Below are 16,296 nucleotides of genomic sequence, written 5' to 3'. Positions count from 1 at the left end.
CAAAAACAGAACTTAGTCTGAGACTAAATTCTGTTGGTTTTATGCAGTTTTCTCAGAGTAACTTCTGGAAGGACGGGAACTAGAACTTACTTTGAGAATTTACCGTTTTTTATTTTACCGTTTTTTATTTTGGAAAAACACGCGCAATCCTAGCCACTGCTTCCTTGACAGTTTCCAAGGGTGTGGCAACATTCAATCGTGCAAAATATTTCCCCTCTTTGCCAAAATGAGAGCCATCATTCAAAACTACTTTAGCTTCTCTTTTAAGTTTTTCACCCAAATCTGGTTGAGCAAGACCATAGGCAGAAAAATCCAACCATATCAAATAAGTCCCTTCAGGCTTCATTACCTTAATCTTGGTATTTTTAGTCAAATAATCCGTCGCATAGGTGACATTTTCCTCAATAACTCTACGTAATTCTTCCAACCAAGGTTTGCCATAGGTGAAAGCCGCTTGGGTTGTAAGCATACCAATAGTTGGCACCTCATGTTGGTTATTGGCCAATTGTACGCGCTGAAACTTCTGACGCAGACTTTTATTTTGAATAATGGCAAAGCTATTTTTAGTACCTGCAATATTAAAAGTTTTGGTTGCCGATGCTAAAATGATGGAAAAGTTTTTATTAGAATTTCTCACTGTATTGAAAGAATGGTGTTTATTGCCAAATAATGCTAGGTCTTGATGAATCTCATCCGAAATCAAAAGCACCCCATGTTTTTGGCATAGCTCTGCTATTTTTTCCAAATCCTCTTTTGCCCAAACTCGTCCACCAGGATTGTGAGGGCTACAAAGTAGATAAAGTTTGACCTCATGTTCAATGATATCTCGCTCTAGCTGTTCAAAATCGATTTCGAAACGTCCATTGATAACTTTTAGAGAATTTTCAACCAACTGGCGCTCATTAAGTTTAACTGTTCGTGAAAATGGATAATAAACTGGCGAATTGATTAGGACTGCATCACCTTTTTGGGTGAAAGCCTGAATCGCAACTGAAATTGCTGGAACAACCCCATCAATAAAGACAATATCCTCTTTTTCAATAGCATACCCATGTTCATTTTTCTCCCAGTCAATAACTGCTTGATAAAGTTCAGGACTAAAATAATTGTAACCAAAGATATGTTCCTGACCATAGTTGATAATGGTTTCCTTGATTTCTGGAATTGGTAAAAAATCCATATCTGCTACCCACATCTGCAGTAAGTCAGGATTATTTTCAGAAGCTTGCCACTTAGAAGTGAACTGTGTCAAACGATTGGGTCTGGTTGTGAAATCATATTTTCCCATCTTATACCTCCAATGCTGCCTTCAAATCATCTATTAAATCCTCTTCATCCTCTATACCAATAGAAAGGCGAAGCAAGTCATCTGTCAAACCGTAAGAAGCTCTAACATCTTCTGGAATATCCGCGTGAGTTTGCGTTGTTGGATAAGTAATTAGACTTTCTACACCACCTAAACTTTCTGCAAAGGTAATAACCTCTAAAGCGTTGATAATGCTAGGAATTTTATCCTTATCTACAACCTTAAAGGAAATCATTCCTCCCTTACCAGTGTATAGAACTTCTTTTACCTGAGGGGCATTTTTCAAAAATTCTACAACTTTCTTGGCGTTCTTTGTTGATTTTTCCATGCGGAGTTTCAGGGTTTTTAAGCCGCGCATAAGTAAATAAGAATCAAAAGGCGACAGTGTTGGACCAGTAGTGTTATGGTCATAGAAAAGTTTCTCATAAATGGCATCATCGTTTGTCATAACAACACCAGCGAGTACATCATTGTGGCCTGACAAATATTTGGTTGCCGAATGCAAAACAATGTCCGCACCAAGTAGAAGGGGATTTTGGTAAATAGGACTATAGAAGGTGTTGTCCACAATGACCTTGGCTCCTTTTTCATGGGCTAATTTAGAAATCTTAGCGATGTCAAACTCAATCATGAGAGGATTTGTTGGTGTTTCAATATAAACGATATCTGTTTCATCTGAAATAGCAGCCAACATTTCTTCCTCAGTGTTAGTGTAAGTAAAGCTAAAGCGCCCTTTCTTTTCTTGATCATTGAACCAGCGGAAAGACCCTCCGTACAAATCACGAGCAGCCACAACCTTGCTACCTACCGGAAAAATCTCTAGAGTTAAAACGATAGCTGCCATTCCTGAGCTAGTTGCCAAAGCGTATTTTGCTTTTTCGATGGCAGCTAAAGTTGCCTCTAATGTCGCTCTGGTAGGATTTTTTGTCCGAGTATAATCAAAACCTGTAGATTGGCCAAACTCTGGATGTTGATAAGTCGTTGAAAAATGAATAGGAGAGGCCAAAGCTCCCGTTGCTTTATCTGATTTAATTCCTGCATGTGCCAAGATAGTTTCTAAGCGTAGTGTTTTGCTCATATCTTCTCTCCCCTATTATGATGTTACTATTCTATCATGGATTTTGTTTAATTGAGCTGTTTATGGGTATTCCATTTCTTGATAGTCAGCTATAAGAAAAAACTATAGCCAAATCACTTGACAATTATTTCTCAAATTGTCAAGTCAAGTGCAACAAAGTCCATTAAGTCAATAATCTATATCTTTAGGTTTCAAAAACAAGCTAGTTTAATCTTTTTTCTATTTTGATTGGAAAATAAAAACAAGCATCTCCAAATTGGAATTGCTCGTTTTTAAGATATGAGATACTTATCTTATTAAATTTTATCATTTAGATGCATTTTTTGACGAAGCGCGTCAGCTTTACTTCCAATTAGCTTGTCTAACAAACGAGTCACTAAGGCCAAGAAACCGTAGACTACTACACCTACTCCTCCCACAATCACCAAATGAAATGCGCTGAATAAACGATTTGTATCAGGTAAAACGACTCCCATTAACCAATTAGCTAAAAGAACAAAGATAGCCATAATTGTCGTTAGAATCAAAACAAGCAAACTGCTTCGACGAATCGCAAGACGGCTAAATCCTGTAATCTCATGAATGCGAAGATACATCAATACGATTGGAACAAGGAGTGCTAAGGCCGTTGAGATAATTGGACCGTAGGCATGAAAGAAGAAAATAAACGGAATCTGTAAGATAAGTTTTACAACAACACCGTAAGCAAAATAGCGGATAGCCCTACGATTTTCAAACAGCGCCTGAAGCATTGGTGCCAACACAGTATAAATGGCAAGAGCAACTGTCTGCAACAAAGAAGCGACGAAGAGCCCCAAAGCTAATGACGATTGATCTTTTGGCACTTGATAAAACACACCATAGAGGGGTTTTGCTAAGATAACCGAACCTATGATAGCTGGGATAATAAAAATCAAAAGCATTCGCAGATTATTAACAACCAGTTTAGCTGCTGCTTTTCTATCCTTTTTGACAAAATTTTCGGTTAAGAGAGGAATACCTACCCCAGCAATAGCCGTAGCCACTGCAATCAAAATCATTGTTACCTTACCAGGATTGCTTGAAAAATAAGCAAACATGACCTTTAATTCTCTGTTAGAATAATTCGTAAAGAGAGCCATGGTATTCCCAAAAGTAAATTGGTCAATGAGTTTGAAAACTTGAATGGCTGATCCTGTAATAATAAAAGGAATAGCTTCTTTCACTGTTTCAATTAGCAATTCTTTGACATCAATATCAATATCTTCGGGTTTCTTACCAAACAAGGCCGATAATAAATCTGAACGCCAAAGAAAATATATCAGCACAGCAATGCTGGCAAACATACCAATAAAGGCTGCAAAAGTTGATTGAATGACCGCATCAACGTAATTTCCAGAACCCATTTTCATAATGAAAAAGGCTGTAAGTAACATCCATATGACACGGATGACCTGCTCTGCTATTTGACTTAAGGCGTACGGTTTGAGATTATTGAAGCCTTGGAAAAAACCTCTAAGAACACTCATGGCTGGAAAAACCAAAACTGCTAAAGTCAGACTTCTTAAAACAGGTACCAATTCCTGACCACCTCGGCTCATGGAAGCAAAAAGCGGTGAACCAATGTACATAATAAAGGCAAAAAACGCACCCAGAGCCAACATAAAGTGAAGAATTTTTCGCACCAAATAGGTACTTTTTTGTGGATCTCCCAATGTATTGTACTTAGAAACTTGTTTGGCCACTGCAACCGGTATACCTACTGTTGACATCAATAAAAAGAGAGCGTAGATTTCATACCCCATTCCAAAAAGAGCATTGGCTTCAGCCGCGTACTGACCCATCCAAGCATACCAAGGAATGATGTAAATAGCTCCAAGTAATCGACTGATAAAATTTCCAGCTGTCAACCAAGCTGTTCCCTTTATCATTTGCTCTTGCTGTGTTAATTTTTTTGCGTTTTCAGTCATAGTAATCTTTCCAAAGGTTTGATAAATTTATTATAAACTTTTGATTGAGACTTGTAAAACGCTAACTTTAAGACTAAAATAGAAAGTATGATTACACTTGAAAAAACATTAAACATTCTCAAAAATGATAAAAATTTCCGCGAGATTATCGCCAATAATCGCTACAATTGGACATGGGCTGAAAATCCGACTTTTAATAAAATCAGTTTTGATAGCCGTGATGTAGATGCTCAAACACTCTTTTTTGCTAAAGGAGCTGCTTTTAAAAAAGAATATCTTGAAAAAGCTATCTCTGCTGGTTTAACTTTTTATGTCAGTCAGATCGATTATGAAGTCAGCATTCCTGCTATTATCGTAACCGATATTAAACAGGCTATGAGTCTGATTGCAATGTCATTTTATAATCACCCAGAAAAAAAATTGAAAATCCTTGCTTTTACAGGGACTAAAGGCAAAACAACAGCAGCTTATTTTGCTTATAACATTCTCAAGCAAAACCACAAACCTGCCATGTTTTCTACCATGAATACCACATTAGATGGGAAAAATTTTTTCAAATCCAAATTAACTACGCCTGAAAGTCTTGATCTTTTCAAAATGATGGCTGAGGCCGTTAGTAATGGCATGACTCATCTAATCATGGAGGTTTCTAGCCAAGCCTATTTGGTCAAACGTGTCTATGGTCTTACCTTTGATGTCGGAGTCTTTCTCAATATTAGCCCTGACCATATTGGACCTATTGAGCATCCGACCTTTGAGGACTACTTTCACCACAAGCGTCTTTTGATGGCAAATAGCAGAGCCGTTGTTGTCAATGCTAGCATGGAACATTTTGAAATTGTTGCAAACCAAGTGAACGATATCCCGCATGATTTTTATGGCAAATCGTCTGACAATCGGATTGAACAGAGCAGAGCTTTTAGCTTTGATGGAACTGGCAAAATAGCTGGACATTATGATATACAGCTTATCGGATCTTTTAATCAGGAAAATGCTGTCGCTGCAGGACTTGCCTGTCTTCGTCTAGGCGCTAACTTAGCCGATATCAAAAAAGGGATTGCCGAAACAATTGTTCCAGGTCGTATGGAGGTACTCACCCAAACTAACGGTGCAAAGGTCTTTGTTGACTATGCCCACAATGGTGATAGCCTTGAAAAACTGTTATCTGTCGTTGAAGAACACCAGAAAGGAACTATTCTTCTCATCCTAGGTGCCCCTGGTAATAAAGGAGAAAGTCGACGCGCTGACTTTGGCCGTGTCATCAATGATCATCCTCAGTTAGAGGTTATCTTAACTGCTGACGATCCAAACTTCGAAGATCCTCAAATCATCTCAGAGGAGATTGCCAGTCACATCACACGAACAGTTCCAATCATAATTGATCGTGAGACAGCTATTAAAAAAGCTCTGCTATTAACCCAAAATGAAAATGACGCTGTCATTATTGCTGGTAAAGGAGCAGATGCCTATCAAATCGTTAATGGCGAACGCGCAGCTTATGATGGTGATCTTGAAATAGCTAAAAAATATCTTTAATTAGAAACATTCCAGTTACTATTTCTAACCATTCTAAATAAGTGCCACCCAATTCAAAATTTTCTAAAAATATTCTTAAAAAGGCTTTTTAGGGCCTTTTTCCTATGTTATAATGGAGTAACTTTTTTGAAGAAAGGAGGTTAAAAATGTCGAAAATACATGCTGAAATGATTTCGGTATCCTATGATAAGGAAACCATTATTGATCAACTATCCGTTAAATTATTGGATGGTAAAATAACAACGATCATCGGATCCAATGGTTGCGGGAAATCAACACTTCTAAAAGCTCTCACCCGCATTCAACCAATTCATTCTGGTAGCATTTACATTGATGGTCAGGCCATTTCCAGTCTGCCAACTAAAACTGTGGCGCAAAAGATGGCTCTCTTACCCCAAGTTTTGGAAGCTACAGAAGGCATTTCTGTCTATGAATTGGTATCCTACGGTCGTTTCCCCCATCAAAGGTATCTAGGTAGCCTTACCAATCAAGACAGAGATAAAATCCACTGGGCTATGGAAGTCACAAAGGTAACTGAGTTTGCTACTGTAGATGTCGATTCACTCTCTGGTGGTCAGCGGCAGCGAGTTTGGATTGCCATGGCACTAGCTCAAGATACCGACACCATTTTTTTGGATGAGCCAACTACTTATCTGGACATGAATCATCAGCTCGAGATTTTGGAGTTACTACAGACACTCAATCGCGAAACTCACAAAACCATTATTATGGTTCTTCATGATTTAAATTTATCAGCTCGCTTTTCAGACGTACTGATTGCCATGAAAAAAGGAAAGATCTGCTATCAGGGGTCTGTAGATCACGTTATGACACCTGAAATGGTGGCCGATATCTTCAATATCAAGGCACAAATCATCGAAGATCCCATTAACAAATGTCCCGTTCTACTGACTTATCAGTTAATATAGATTATTTCTAGGAGTATAGAAAATGAAAAAAGTATTATCCCTCTTTGCAGCTTTGTTTGCTGTTTTTGTTCTGACAGCTTGCAACAGTCAATCTCAAAAAGAATCTAGCACTCAAAGTAGCTCTGCTATTTCCAAAATGCCAAAAATAACAGGCTTCACCTATTATGGTGATATTCCGAAAAATCCTAAGAAAGTCGTCAACTTTGCTTATTCTTATACTGGCTATCTTTTGGAATTAGGTATTGATGTTGCCAGTTATTCCCTCGATTTAGAAAAAGATAGTCCTGCCTTTGGTCAAAAACTTAAAGATGCTAAAAAACTGACTTCTAGCGATACAGAAGCTATTGCTGCTCTAGAACCTGACCTCATTATCGCCTTTTCAACTGATGAAAACATCAACAAACTGAAAGAAATTGCCCCAACGTTGGTTATCACATTCGCTTCCAGCGATTACCTAGAAATGATGACCAATCTTGGTAAGGTCTTTGGCAAGGAAGAAAAGGCTCAAAAATGGTTAAAAGAGTGGAAGCAAAAAACTGCAGCTGCTCGTAATGAACTCAGCGATATTTTACCAGCGGATACCACTTTCACTGTGATGGATTTCTATGAAAAAAATATCTTCCTTTACGGTAATAACTGGGGACGTGGTGGTGAATTGATTTATCAAGCTCTAGGCTATAAAGCACCACAAAAAGTCCAAGATGATGTCATAAATAAAGATGGCTGGTTCGGTGTATCTCAAGAAGTTCTGGGAGATTATATCGGCGACTATGCTGTTGTTAATGTCAATGATAGTACTAAGGCAGCAGCTTCCTCTCTCAAAGAAAGTGATATTTGGAAAAACATCCCAGCTGTAAAAGCTGGTCATGTACTAGAATTAGATTACAACCTGTTCTACTTCTCCGATCCAATGTCACTTGATAAACAATTACCTGCATTCATTAAAGCAGTAAAAACAGTCAACAACTAAGTTATTAGAAAAGAGTTAGTTATCCATGAACCAAAAAGATTACCTTCTCACTCAGCATAATAATGGCGAGGAAAAATTGTCTGACTTGGGTAAAAATCGCTCTTTTACCACCCTAAAAACTAATCAAAGTATGACAGTAAAGTCGAAACAATTAGACACGTTGCCGTACAATTCCAATAATCGGCAAAAGAGACAAGGGCATAGGCTGTGTCTCCTTTGCCTCTTTCTTCTAATTTTATTTTTCCTAGGCTGGTATTTTGGGCTGCGTTTTGGTGCAATTAATTATACACATCGTCAAGTTCTGAAAATCTTGCAAAATCCATTAACAAATTCAGCAGTTCAGGATGTTATTTTCGATTTGCGTCTGCCTCGCACCATAGCTGCGATCTTAGTCGGAGCTGCTATGGCAGTAGCAGGTGCTATCATGCAGGGAGTCACACGAAATCCTATTGCCGACCCAGGTCTGTTGGGAATCAATGCTGGAGCTGGGCTAGCCTTGATTCTAGGTTATGCCATCTTTGATGCCATGCATTATAGCTTGATTATGTTGTTTTGTCTGTTGGGATCAAGTTTAGCAGCATTCCTTATTTTTGGGCTGTCCTATCAACCCAGACGTGGCTATCATCAAATACGTCTCATTTTAGCTGGTGCTATGGTTTCTACTCTTTTTTCAGCCATTGGGCAAGCTATCACTATCTATTTCAACCTCTCTACCACAGTTATTGGATGGCAAGCTGGCGGTCTGGGGCAAGTCAACTGGAAAATGCTTGCTCTGATTGCACCCCTCATTATATTTGGACTGATTTTAGCACAATTTTTATCTCATCAACTCACTATTCTCAGTTTGGATGAAACCGTTGCAAAATCTCTCGGACAAAACACGCTAGCTGTCACTCTTGGACTGCTAGCGCTTGTTCTCCTTCTTTCTGCTGCTTCAGTAGCCATTATCGGAACAGTTTCATTCGTGGGACTTATCATTCCGCATTTCATCAAAATGTTTGTCGGTAAAGACTATCGTCAACTTTTGCCCCTGACAGCTCTTAGCGGAGCGACTTTCATGCTCTGGGTTGATCTTTTCTGCCGAACTTTAAAACCTCCAACAGAGACACCTATTAGCGCTGTTATTAGCATTATCGGTCTTCCTTGCTTCCTCTGGCTAATCAGAAGGGGGAGAAATCTATGATATCATCTAAAAAATTAGCGTCCAGATTCGCTCTTTTGCTTGGCTTAGTCTTTATTCTTTTCTTAGTCTCTCTATCTCTAGGATATGCCCACTCATCAATTTATGACCTTATTGATCTTATACTTGGAAAATCTAGTTCTGCGATGATTTTTATCCTCACCAAAGTTAGACTTCCTCGTATTATAGCCTGTATGGTAGGTGGTACTTCCCTAGCAATGTCTGGCATGTTGCTGCAAACCTTGACTAAAAATCCTCTGGCTGACTCAGGAATCTTGGGAATTAACACTGGTGCAGGGCTAGTTATTACCATCATGGTTGGTCTCCTTGATGTGTCTAAACCTAGTGTACTTACCATCATGCCTGTCTTTGCAATGTTCGGAGGCATGTTGACTATCTTGCTCGTCTATTTCATGGCTCGGAAGCGCAATAATAGCATTAGTCCGACACGCCTTATCATAACAGGTGTTGGCGTCTCTAGTATGCTGTCTGGTGTCATGGTCTCAATTATGAACCAGATTAACAACGTTAAAATGACCTATATTGTCGAATGGCTGAGCGGTAAAGTCAACGGCGGTGACTGGAAGACGCTTGCCACATTCACACCCATTTTACTAATTCTGTGGCTCATTACTTATAGCCGCAGCCACTCCCTCAACATCATGAATCTTAATGAACAAACAGCTCTGGCATTAGGGATTAATCTGCAACGTGAACGCCTTTATAGTCTAATATTAGCTACAGCACTAGCTTCTCTCAGTGTTGTTTTGGTAGGAAATATAACCTTTGTCGGTTTGATAGCGGGGCATATCGCCAGACGTTTGATGGGAAATAACCACCGAATCAGTTTACCTGCTGCCATGTTAGTCGGTATGATCCTCTTACTTGTAGCGGATACCATCGGGCGAGTGCTACTTGTTGGTACGGGTATTCCAACAGGTATCGTCGTTTCCGTTATAGGGGCACCTCATTTTCTTTATCTTATGATAACTACAGAAAACTAATGCCCAATGAAAATCAAAATTCGACTAAGTGATGTAGATAAAACTATCTTCATCAAATAAAAGTAACGATGTCTGAGTTTGATTTGCTAAGAATACAAAAAGTGGCTGGGAGTAAATCCCAACCTAATCATACAATAACCGGTCTGGGATTTTGATCCCAGATTTTTTTGTTCCCAAAAGAAGCCGTTAGTTGACCCTTTTGCAGGATATGCCCCTGCATAGCTCTTAAAAGACTACTTTTGCGCGTCCAGCGATTCAAACTCAGGGAACAGTCTAAACTGTAAATCGTAAAACGATACTTATGATTTTGACCTAAAGGTGGCTTTGGACCAGCATAACGATACCAGCCATAGGCTATCCCCTGTCTAGCTCCTTGCGGGTCTGCTAATTCAAAACCCTGAGGCAAATCATCCTTAATGTGACTGGAAGCCGGAAGATTCCAGATAAGCCAATGGGTAAATTCCTTTTTAAGAGGATGGGTCAAATCTTCCAAAGTAATAGCAAGTGTTTGGGCTTGAGGAGAAAGATTCTTGATGTAAAATTCAGGTGAACGATCCTCCCCTTTTCCTGTATGTTCAAGCGGAAATTCTCCACCTTCAGAAATGGTCGGACAACTAAAATCTAATCTTTCTATCATATCAAACGCCTCGCTTAACTTAAAATAAATCATTACTGAAAATCAATTTCTCTCTATCAAAAGCTATCTTCAAACCATAACTCTGCTCGTCTATTTGCTCTAAATAACCTAAAAGTACTAAGGCTTGCACAAAAATATCAGGACGCTTCTGCTTGACCACGGCCTTTCGCTCAAATTTTAAAAGAAAAGCGGTCATATATTTTAGAGCATATTCCTGATTAACATCCCCCAAGATGGCATAGAGTTTTTCTTGGTCTGGAGACAAAGGCAAAGCTGTCCGCAATTTGTGGAAATAGTTCGACATGGTCAATTGACTTCTGGCAAAATCTGTCTTCTCTTCTAGAATAACTTGGTTTGTTACATTAGCCAGTTGGGTATAAAAAGTCAATGCCAAGAGATTATCATAAGCAGGGGAATGTGTATCTACAAAAACCATGTCATCTAAACTGACCTGCTCTGCCTTTTCCAAAAGGGGCAAAGTCAAGGTATAGCGCTTATCCTGACGAGCAACATAACCTGCCTGCACATAGTCTTCAATGGCACGGTCCAGTTTTGGAATTTCTGGAAAGTCGCGCTTTATCTGGCGCAAAGTGACTTCATCGTGCATTGGTAAATAATTAATAAGCTCTTGAAAAAAAGACTGGCGCGTTAGTTTGTCAGGGTTATAGGTAATGATCATCTAGTTCTCCTATGTAGGTTAAGTCTTTGGACTTGGCAAGTTGATTGGGATTGGTCTTTGGCTGACCGACAGGCACTGGCAGCTGTAACTTCTCAAAATAATGCTGCCAAAAATCAGAAATAAGCTGCTTGTCATCTCCAAATGACATGGGGATGGTCTCAAAAATAGGTAATATCTCAGCAATATATTGAGAGCAATAAAAAGCACCTTCATTCGGATAGAAACTGTGATTGTAGGGCTTTCCCAGATGCTTCTCTGCAACCTTTAAAACAGCTAAACAATCCATTTTCTCATAACGATAAACACATATTCTCTGATTTTCCCTTGCAAGAAAGTTCTCTAAATCTTGCTTAGAAACACCATTCTCTTTTGTAGCCTCGTAAATCATCCCATCCAGATAAATAGCAACATGGCTGTAAGCCCCTGTCGTATTCTGAATAGCCTGTCCCATATCTGATCGATCAGCGGTAAAGAGCAGATCCCCGCTTGCTAAGTCTTGAAGTTTCATACTTCTATTGTAACATAAAATGAGATAGAAGATTTTTCTTAAAATTAATAGGGCGCAAATAACATCATTTTCATTCTCGTCAGAATCTACAAAAAAAGACGGCGAACCGTCTTTTTACTATTCTTAGGCATTAAAGCTTTCTGTTAGTTGTGGCACGACTTGTTTCTTACGAGATACTGCACCTGCTAAGAAAGCATGATTATTTTCAAGAGTGAAGTTGAATGCAGCTTCAACTTTATCAGTATTAGCCCCCAAAGCAAGAATTTCTGAATTTGAGTTAATGATATCCGTAATCATCAAAACAAAATCTGAATAGCCATTTGCTTTTGATGCTGCTGTAATTGCTGCTTCAATGTCACCTTGACGTTCAAGAACTTCCGCAATGTCAACAGTATTAACTTGCGCAACACGGACATTATTACCATTAAGTTCAAATGTTTTAGCATCAATGTCAATCAATTCTTCAGCAGACTTGCTAGCCAAGTTAGTCCCAGCCTTAAGCATAGCCAAGCCATATTCTTCAAGGTTAACTCCTGCAATTTCAGCTAACTCTGCTGCGACTTGTGGGTCAGTGACGTGAGTGGTTGGTGATTTCAAAAGAAGGGTATCTGAGATCAAACCTGACAACATCAGACCTGCCAATTCTTTTGGTACAGCAACATTGTTTTCTTTAAACATACGGTAAACAATTGAGCTGGCTGAACCTACAGGCTCCAAACGCATAAAAAGTGGACTTGCTGTTTCAAAGTTTGCCACGCGATGATGGTCAACCACACCATAAACTGTCACATCTTTGATGTCAGAGATAGATTGTTGGAATTCATTGTGGTCAGTCAAGATGACTGTATCTACACCCTCAGCCTTAGCTGATTCAACTACGCGAGGTGCTTTTACACCAAAGTAATCAAGGACAAAAGCTGTTTCTTCGTTAGGAATTCCTAAAGCAACAGCTTCAGTATCTAAGCCATAAGCTTCTTTGGCTAAGTAAGCAAAAGCAAGAGATGACCCAATAGCATCAGAGTCTGGATTTTGGTGACCAAAAACTAAAATTTTAGACATGTTTATTACCTCATCATTGTATTTATTCTATTTTAGCAAAATTTAAGAAAGATAGCAAAATGATTTAACAAAAACATCTTGAGTTCAAGCTCAAGATGTTTATTTCTTATGATAATAGCAGAGCTTAAAACTACATCCGCTCTGTAGACAACTAACTACCATTTCCCAAGCATCAACCATGAATACGTTCCATGTACTTAGTATAACTTTCGGTATGCATCAAGTCTTTGGCATTTTGAACACGTGCCTTAGTTGGTGGCTTAACACCTTCAAGGGTATATGGAATTCCCAATTCACGCCATTTAAACTCGCCAAGTGTGTGGTATGGCAAAATCTCAAACTTATCAACATTTTTAAGAGTTGCTACAAATTTACCAAGCTCAATCAAATCCTCATCAATATCAGTCAGCCCTGGGACTAAGACATGACGAATCCAAACTGGAATTCCCTTATCAGATAGATATTGAGCGAAAAGTAAAATATTCTTATTTGGCTGACGCGTCACAACAAGGTGTTGCGCTGGATTAATTTCTTTTATATCAAGCAAAACCAAGTCTGTCACAGCCAATAATTTATCGACAATTTCATGATATTCAGGAGTAGGGCGGTAGGCAAAACCACAGGTATCAAGTGTACAATGAATACCAAGTTTTTTAGCTTCTGTAAACAAAGCAGTGACAAATTCAATCTGTAACATAGCTTCTCCACCAGAAACCGTAATGCCACCATTTTTGCCCCAATAATGCTTATAACGAAGGGCTTCATTTAAGACATCCTCTACCGTTCTCTCTGTCGCTTCATTACTTTCCATTGCCCAAGTATCGGGGTTGTGGCAATATTGACAACGCATCTTGCAGCCTTGCATAAAGACCACAAAACGAATACCTGGTCCATCAACAGAGCCAAAACTTTCTGTTGAATGAACTAATCCTGTCACTTTTTTATAATCAATCTCTGCCATCTGTTCACCTCTCCCAAATTGTAACCGTTTTTCTTGCTTACATTATACCATTTTCCAAAGAAAAAAGACTAAGTTTTGCTTAGTCTTCCTCAATACTCTGTTCTATATCAGAAAAGATTACTTTTAACTTTGTAACACGACCATCCTTGACTTTATCGTTGATGATTTCAATCTGTTTATCTTTGCTATCAACAGTAAAACTTTCCTTATTTTCTTGACTTGGAATCGCGCCAACACCAGTAAGGTAGAAACCAGCTATGGTATCTACATCGTCACTCTCAAGTTCCGTATCAAAATAATCGTTAAACTCGTTTAAGGTCATGGTCCCCAAAACGATGTACGTGTGCTCTGCAATTTCACGAACAAATTGTTCGGCTTTGTCGGTCTCATCGTCAATTTCTCCAACAATTTCTTCAAGCAAATCTTCCAAAGTGACCAGACCAGCAACACCTCCGTATTCATCCAGCAAAATAGCCATCTGATTTTGAGTATTACGAAGCTGAAGTAGTAAATCATCCACAAAAATCGTTTCTGGAACAAAGAGTGGCTCCTGCAAAATTTTTGTCAAAATGATATTGTCAAAACCATTCCGAAATCCTGCTTCCAAAAGTCGTTTGGTGTGAAGAACACCGATAATCTTGTCCTTATCGTCGTCATAGACAGGAATTCGAGAAAAGTTCTGCTTAAGAATCCCTTCAATATTCTCATGAATATCATCATTGATGTCAATCATGAAAGCATCTGTTCGCGGAACCATCACCTCACGCGCAAGCATTTCATCCAATGAGAAAATCCCCTGAAGCATCTCAATTTCTTCAGCGTCCAACGTTTCTTCGCTGTTGGTCAACATGTATTCAATCTCATCACGCGTCATTTTTTCATCAGCATCATCAAACTGCATTGGGGTAATGCGAGAAAGAAGATTTGTTGATGCTGACAGAAGCCAAACAAAAGGGCTGACAATCTTTCCAAGAAAAATGATAACTGGGGCAGAAAAAACAGCCAGATTTTCTTTTAAATTCATGGCTATGCGCTTAGGGTAAAGTTCCCCCAAAACGATTGAAATGTAGGTTAAGAAAATCAGAGAAATAACAGATCCTGCTGTTTGCGCCCAAGCCAAATTACCAAACCAACTGGCAATAACCTTTCCGAGAGAAGCAGATAAGCTAGCTCCTTGCAAGAGACTGATGAAAGTGATACCAACTTGAATAGTGGATAAAAAATTGTTGGGATTTTCTAAAACCGCCAACAGACGGATAAACTTTTTTTCTCCTTCTTCTGCTTTTTGTTCTACACGAGACCTATTAAGAGATACCAGTGCCATCTCAGAGGCAGAAAAAAATGCGTTTAAAAGAGTTAAAATAAGCAATAATAAAAATTGTAACAGTAAATTCTGACTGCTCGGGTCTTCCATTATGAGAGTACTCCTAGAAATATAATATCATTATTATAGCACATTTTCCCCTTGTTTCGTCAATTATTTATTTCCTACACCCTACAAATAACTCTTAGGCTTATTTAATGTAAAAAAACTCTAGATATTTTAAATATGATATACTAATATCATGATATAGCCTTTTAGATTACTCTCAATATAAGGTGGCAAGCTACAGATTTTACTAGAATACGGTAAAGTAGTCATAAAAGATAAACTAAGAGACTATAAAAACAGAAAGGCTATGAAAGAATGACAGTTATTTCAATGACAAATGTCAGTTTACGTAAGCATGGCAAAGACTTACTAAAAAATATTAATTGGCAGGTAGAAAAAGGGCAGACTTGGGCCATCCTTGGTTTGAACGGTTCTGGCAAAACGACACTCTTGAAACTTATCATGGCAGAATTTTTCCCAACCTCAGGTAAAATTTCTGTTCTCGGTCAATCCTTTGGAAAAACAGATATTACCGAGATTCGCAAAAAAATTGGTATTGTTTCAGGTTTCATTACCGACAGACTTTCACTACAATTGCGCGCCGAACAGGTTGTCTTGACTGGAAAATACAAGTCTAGCATTCTATATAAGCAATATGGGGATAGAGAGCTAAACGAAGCACGTCATATGCTACTATCTCTAGATGGAGGACACTTGCTAGGACGTCGCCTCTATGAATTGTCCCAAGGAGAAAAACAGCTAGTTCTGATTGCTCGTAGCCTCATGGAAGAACCTGAAATTTTGATTTTAGATGAGGCTACGGTTGGTCTTGACCTATTTGCCCGCGAAAAATTACTTAAGCAAATTGATCGCATTACAGACTTGCCAACTGCCCCCACAGTACTCTACGTTACCCACCATGCTGAGGAAATCAGTGCAAAAATGGAACACATTATTCTCCTCAAAAAAGGAGAAATCGTTGCCCAAGGGCCTAAAAAAGATATTATCACTGAAAAAACCTTGGCTGACTTCTTTGACAATCAGGTTTCCATCATTCCCATTGATAATGACCGCTTCTTTATTAAACCTGAGCTATAGGTTACTCATAAAAAAAGCCAAAAGCGACGG

The 16,296-nt window shown here is 38.8% G+C and carries 15 protein-coding genes; 6 read left to right on the top strand and 9 right to left on the bottom strand.

All coding sequences use genetic code 11. The features are described from left to right. Window positions 1-124 precede the first annotated feature (124 nt). From A3I7_RS0105820 to A3I7_RS0105810, 3 genes are all read right to left on the bottom strand, one after another. A complete protein-coding gene (locus A3I7_RS0105820) occupies window positions 125-1,288 on the bottom strand; it encodes a MalY/PatB family protein (RefSeq protein ID WP_018375845.1) in 1,164 nt (387 codons plus the stop codon). 1 nt (window position 1,289) lies between these two features. Continuing rightward, window positions 1,290-2,384, bottom strand: coding sequence for a cystathionine gamma-synthase (locus A3I7_RS0105815; RefSeq protein WP_018375844.1), 1,095 nt, complete (start codon window positions 2,382-2,384; stop codon window positions 1,290-1,292). 296 nt (window positions 2,385-2,680) lie between these two features. Then, on the bottom strand, window positions 2,681-4,333 hold the full coding sequence (locus A3I7_RS0105810) for a putative polysaccharide biosynthesis protein (RefSeq protein ID WP_018375843.1): 1,653 nt from the start codon (window positions 4,331-4,333) through the stop codon (window positions 2,681-2,683). An 87-nt stretch (window positions 4,334-4,420) separates the two neighbouring features. Between A3I7_RS0105810 and A3I7_RS0105805 the strand changes: the two genes are divergently transcribed. The 5 genes from A3I7_RS0105805 (at window position 4,421) to A3I7_RS0105785 (ending at window position 9,952) form a co-directional block, all read left to right on the top strand. Continuing rightward, complete coding sequence (locus tag A3I7_RS0105805) at window positions 4,421-5,869, top strand: UDP-N-acetylmuramoyl-L-alanyl-D-glutamate--L-lysine ligase (protein ID WP_018375842.1); 1,449 nt, start codon at window positions 4,421-4,423, stop codon at window positions 5,867-5,869. 146 nt (window positions 5,870-6,015) lie between these two features. Next, entirely contained in the window at window positions 6,016-6,798 is a 783-nt protein-coding gene (locus A3I7_RS0105800; RefSeq protein ID WP_018375841.1) for an ABC transporter ATP-binding protein, read from the top strand. Between the two features lie 22 nt (window positions 6,799-6,820). Continuing rightward, the gene (locus A3I7_RS0105795) at window positions 6,821-7,768 is read left to right on the top strand and encodes an ABC transporter substrate-binding protein (RefSeq protein ID WP_018375840.1); all 948 of its coding nucleotides are present in this window, start codon (window positions 6,821-6,823) and stop codon (window positions 7,766-7,768) included. Window positions 7,769-7,793: 25 nt separating this feature from the next. Further along, on the top strand, window positions 7,794-8,951 hold the full coding sequence (locus A3I7_RS0105790; protein WP_018375839.1) for a FecCD family ABC transporter permease: 1,158 nt from the start codon (window positions 7,794-7,796) through the stop codon (window positions 8,949-8,951). Beyond that, window positions 8,948-9,952: a FecCD family ABC transporter permease gene (locus A3I7_RS0105785; RefSeq protein WP_018375838.1), complete on the top strand. Its 1,005-nt coding sequence runs from the start codon at window positions 8,948-8,950 to the stop codon at window positions 9,950-9,952. The genes A3I7_RS0105790 and A3I7_RS0105785 overlap by 4 nt, the downstream gene beginning before the upstream one ends. Before the next feature lie 127 nt (window positions 9,953-10,079). Here A3I7_RS0105785 and A3I7_RS0105780 read toward each other — a convergent pair whose 3' ends face one another. From A3I7_RS0105780 to A3I7_RS0105755, 6 genes are all read right to left on the bottom strand, one after another. Beyond that, window positions 10,080-10,589: a YbhB/YbcL family Raf kinase inhibitor-like protein gene (locus A3I7_RS0105780; RefSeq protein ID WP_026217149.1), complete on the bottom strand. Its 510-nt coding sequence runs from the start codon at window positions 10,587-10,589 to the stop codon at window positions 10,080-10,082. Window positions 10,590-10,608: 19 nt separating this feature from the next. Next, complete coding sequence (locus A3I7_RS0105775) at window positions 10,609-11,268, bottom strand: DUF1803 domain-containing protein (protein WP_018375836.1); 660 nt, start codon at window positions 11,266-11,268, stop codon at window positions 10,609-10,611. Then, window positions 11,252-11,776 carry a YiiX/YebB-like N1pC/P60 family cysteine hydrolase gene (locus A3I7_RS0105770; RefSeq protein WP_018375835.1) on the bottom strand — a complete coding sequence of 175 codons (525 nt, stop codon included), beginning with the start codon at window positions 11,774-11,776 and terminating at the stop codon, window positions 11,252-11,254. The genes A3I7_RS0105775 and A3I7_RS0105770 overlap by 17 nt, the downstream gene beginning before the upstream one ends. A 123-nt stretch (window positions 11,777-11,899) precedes the next feature. Continuing rightward, the gene (locus tag A3I7_RS0105765) at window positions 11,900-12,835 is read right to left on the bottom strand and encodes a manganese-dependent inorganic pyrophosphatase (RefSeq protein WP_018375834.1); all 936 of its coding nucleotides are present in this window, start codon (window positions 12,833-12,835) and stop codon (window positions 11,900-11,902) included. 172 nt (window positions 12,836-13,007) lie between these two features. Beyond that, window positions 13,008-13,796, bottom strand: a complete 789-nt coding sequence (pflA, locus tag A3I7_RS0105760; protein ID WP_018375833.1) for a pyruvate formate-lyase-activating protein — start codon at window positions 13,794-13,796, stop codon at window positions 13,008-13,010. A gap of 79 nt (window positions 13,797-13,875) precedes the next feature. After that, on the bottom strand, window positions 13,876-15,210 hold the full coding sequence (locus A3I7_RS0105755) for a hemolysin family protein (protein ID WP_018375832.1): 1,335 nt from the start codon (window positions 15,208-15,210) through the stop codon (window positions 13,876-13,878). A gap of 273 nt (window positions 15,211-15,483) precedes the next feature. On the opposite strand from A3I7_RS0105755, the gene A3I7_RS0105750 reads away from it, so the two are divergent. Further along, entirely contained in the window at window positions 15,484-16,266 is a 783-nt protein-coding gene (locus A3I7_RS0105750) for an ABC transporter ATP-binding protein (protein WP_018375831.1), read from the top strand. Window positions 16,267-16,296 lie beyond the last annotated feature (30 nt).

Origin of the sequence: Streptococcus orisratti DSM 15617, assembly GCF_000380105.1 — a bacterium.
In the GTDB taxonomy this organism is placed as follows: domain Bacteria; phylum Bacillota; class Bacilli; order Lactobacillales; family Streptococcaceae; genus Streptococcus; species Streptococcus orisratti.
The sequence above is the reverse complement of the archived record's forward strand: the minus strand, read 5'-3'. Positions and strand labels throughout refer to the sequence as shown.

Coding starts and splice junctions, on each gene's coding strand:
- A3I7_RS0105805 (WP_018375842.1), top strand. CDS start 4,421: ATGATTACACTTGAAAAAACATTAAACATTCTCAAAAATGATAAAAAT.
- A3I7_RS0105770 (WP_018375835.1), bottom strand. CDS start 11,776: ATGAAACTTCAAGACTTAGCAAGCGGGGATCTGCTCTTTACCGCTGAT.
- A3I7_RS0105820 (WP_018375845.1), bottom strand. CDS start 1,288: ATGGGAAAATATGATTTCACAACCAGACCCAATCGTTTGACACAGTTC.
- A3I7_RS0105780 (WP_026217149.1), bottom strand. CDS start 10,589: ATGATAGAAAGATTAGATTTTAGTTGTCCGACCATTTCTGAAGGTGGA.
- A3I7_RS0105810 (WP_018375843.1), bottom strand. CDS start 4,333: ATGACTGAAAACGCAAAAAAATTAACACAGCAAGAGCAAATGATAAAG.
- A3I7_RS0105815 (WP_018375844.1), bottom strand. CDS start 2,384: ATGAGCAAAACACTACGCTTAGAAACTATCTTGGCACATGCAGGAATT.
- A3I7_RS0105755 (WP_018375832.1), bottom strand. CDS start 15,210: ATGGAAGACCCGAGCAGTCAGAATTTACTGTTACAATTTTTATTATTG.
- A3I7_RS0105785 (WP_018375838.1), top strand. CDS start 8,948: ATGATATCATCTAAAAAATTAGCGTCCAGATTCGCTCTTTTGCTTGGC.
- A3I7_RS0105800 (WP_018375841.1), top strand. CDS start 6,016: ATGTCGAAAATACATGCTGAAATGATTTCGGTATCCTATGATAAGGAA.
- A3I7_RS0105795 (WP_018375840.1), top strand. CDS start 6,821: ATGAAAAAAGTATTATCCCTCTTTGCAGCTTTGTTTGCTGTTTTTGTT.
- pflA (WP_018375833.1), bottom strand. CDS start 13,796: ATGGCAGAGATTGATTATAAAAAAGTGACAGGATTAGTTCATTCAACA.
- A3I7_RS0105775 (WP_018375836.1), bottom strand. CDS start 11,268: ATGATCATTACCTATAACCCTGACAAACTAACGCGCCAGTCTTTTTTT.
- A3I7_RS0105750 (WP_018375831.1), top strand. CDS start 15,484: ATGACAGTTATTTCAATGACAAATGTCAGTTTACGTAAGCATGGCAAA.
- A3I7_RS0105790 (WP_018375839.1), top strand. CDS start 7,794: ATGAACCAAAAAGATTACCTTCTCACTCAGCATAATAATGGCGAGGAA.
- A3I7_RS0105765 (WP_018375834.1), bottom strand. CDS start 12,835: ATGTCTAAAATTTTAGTTTTTGGTCACCAAAATCCAGACTCTGATGCT.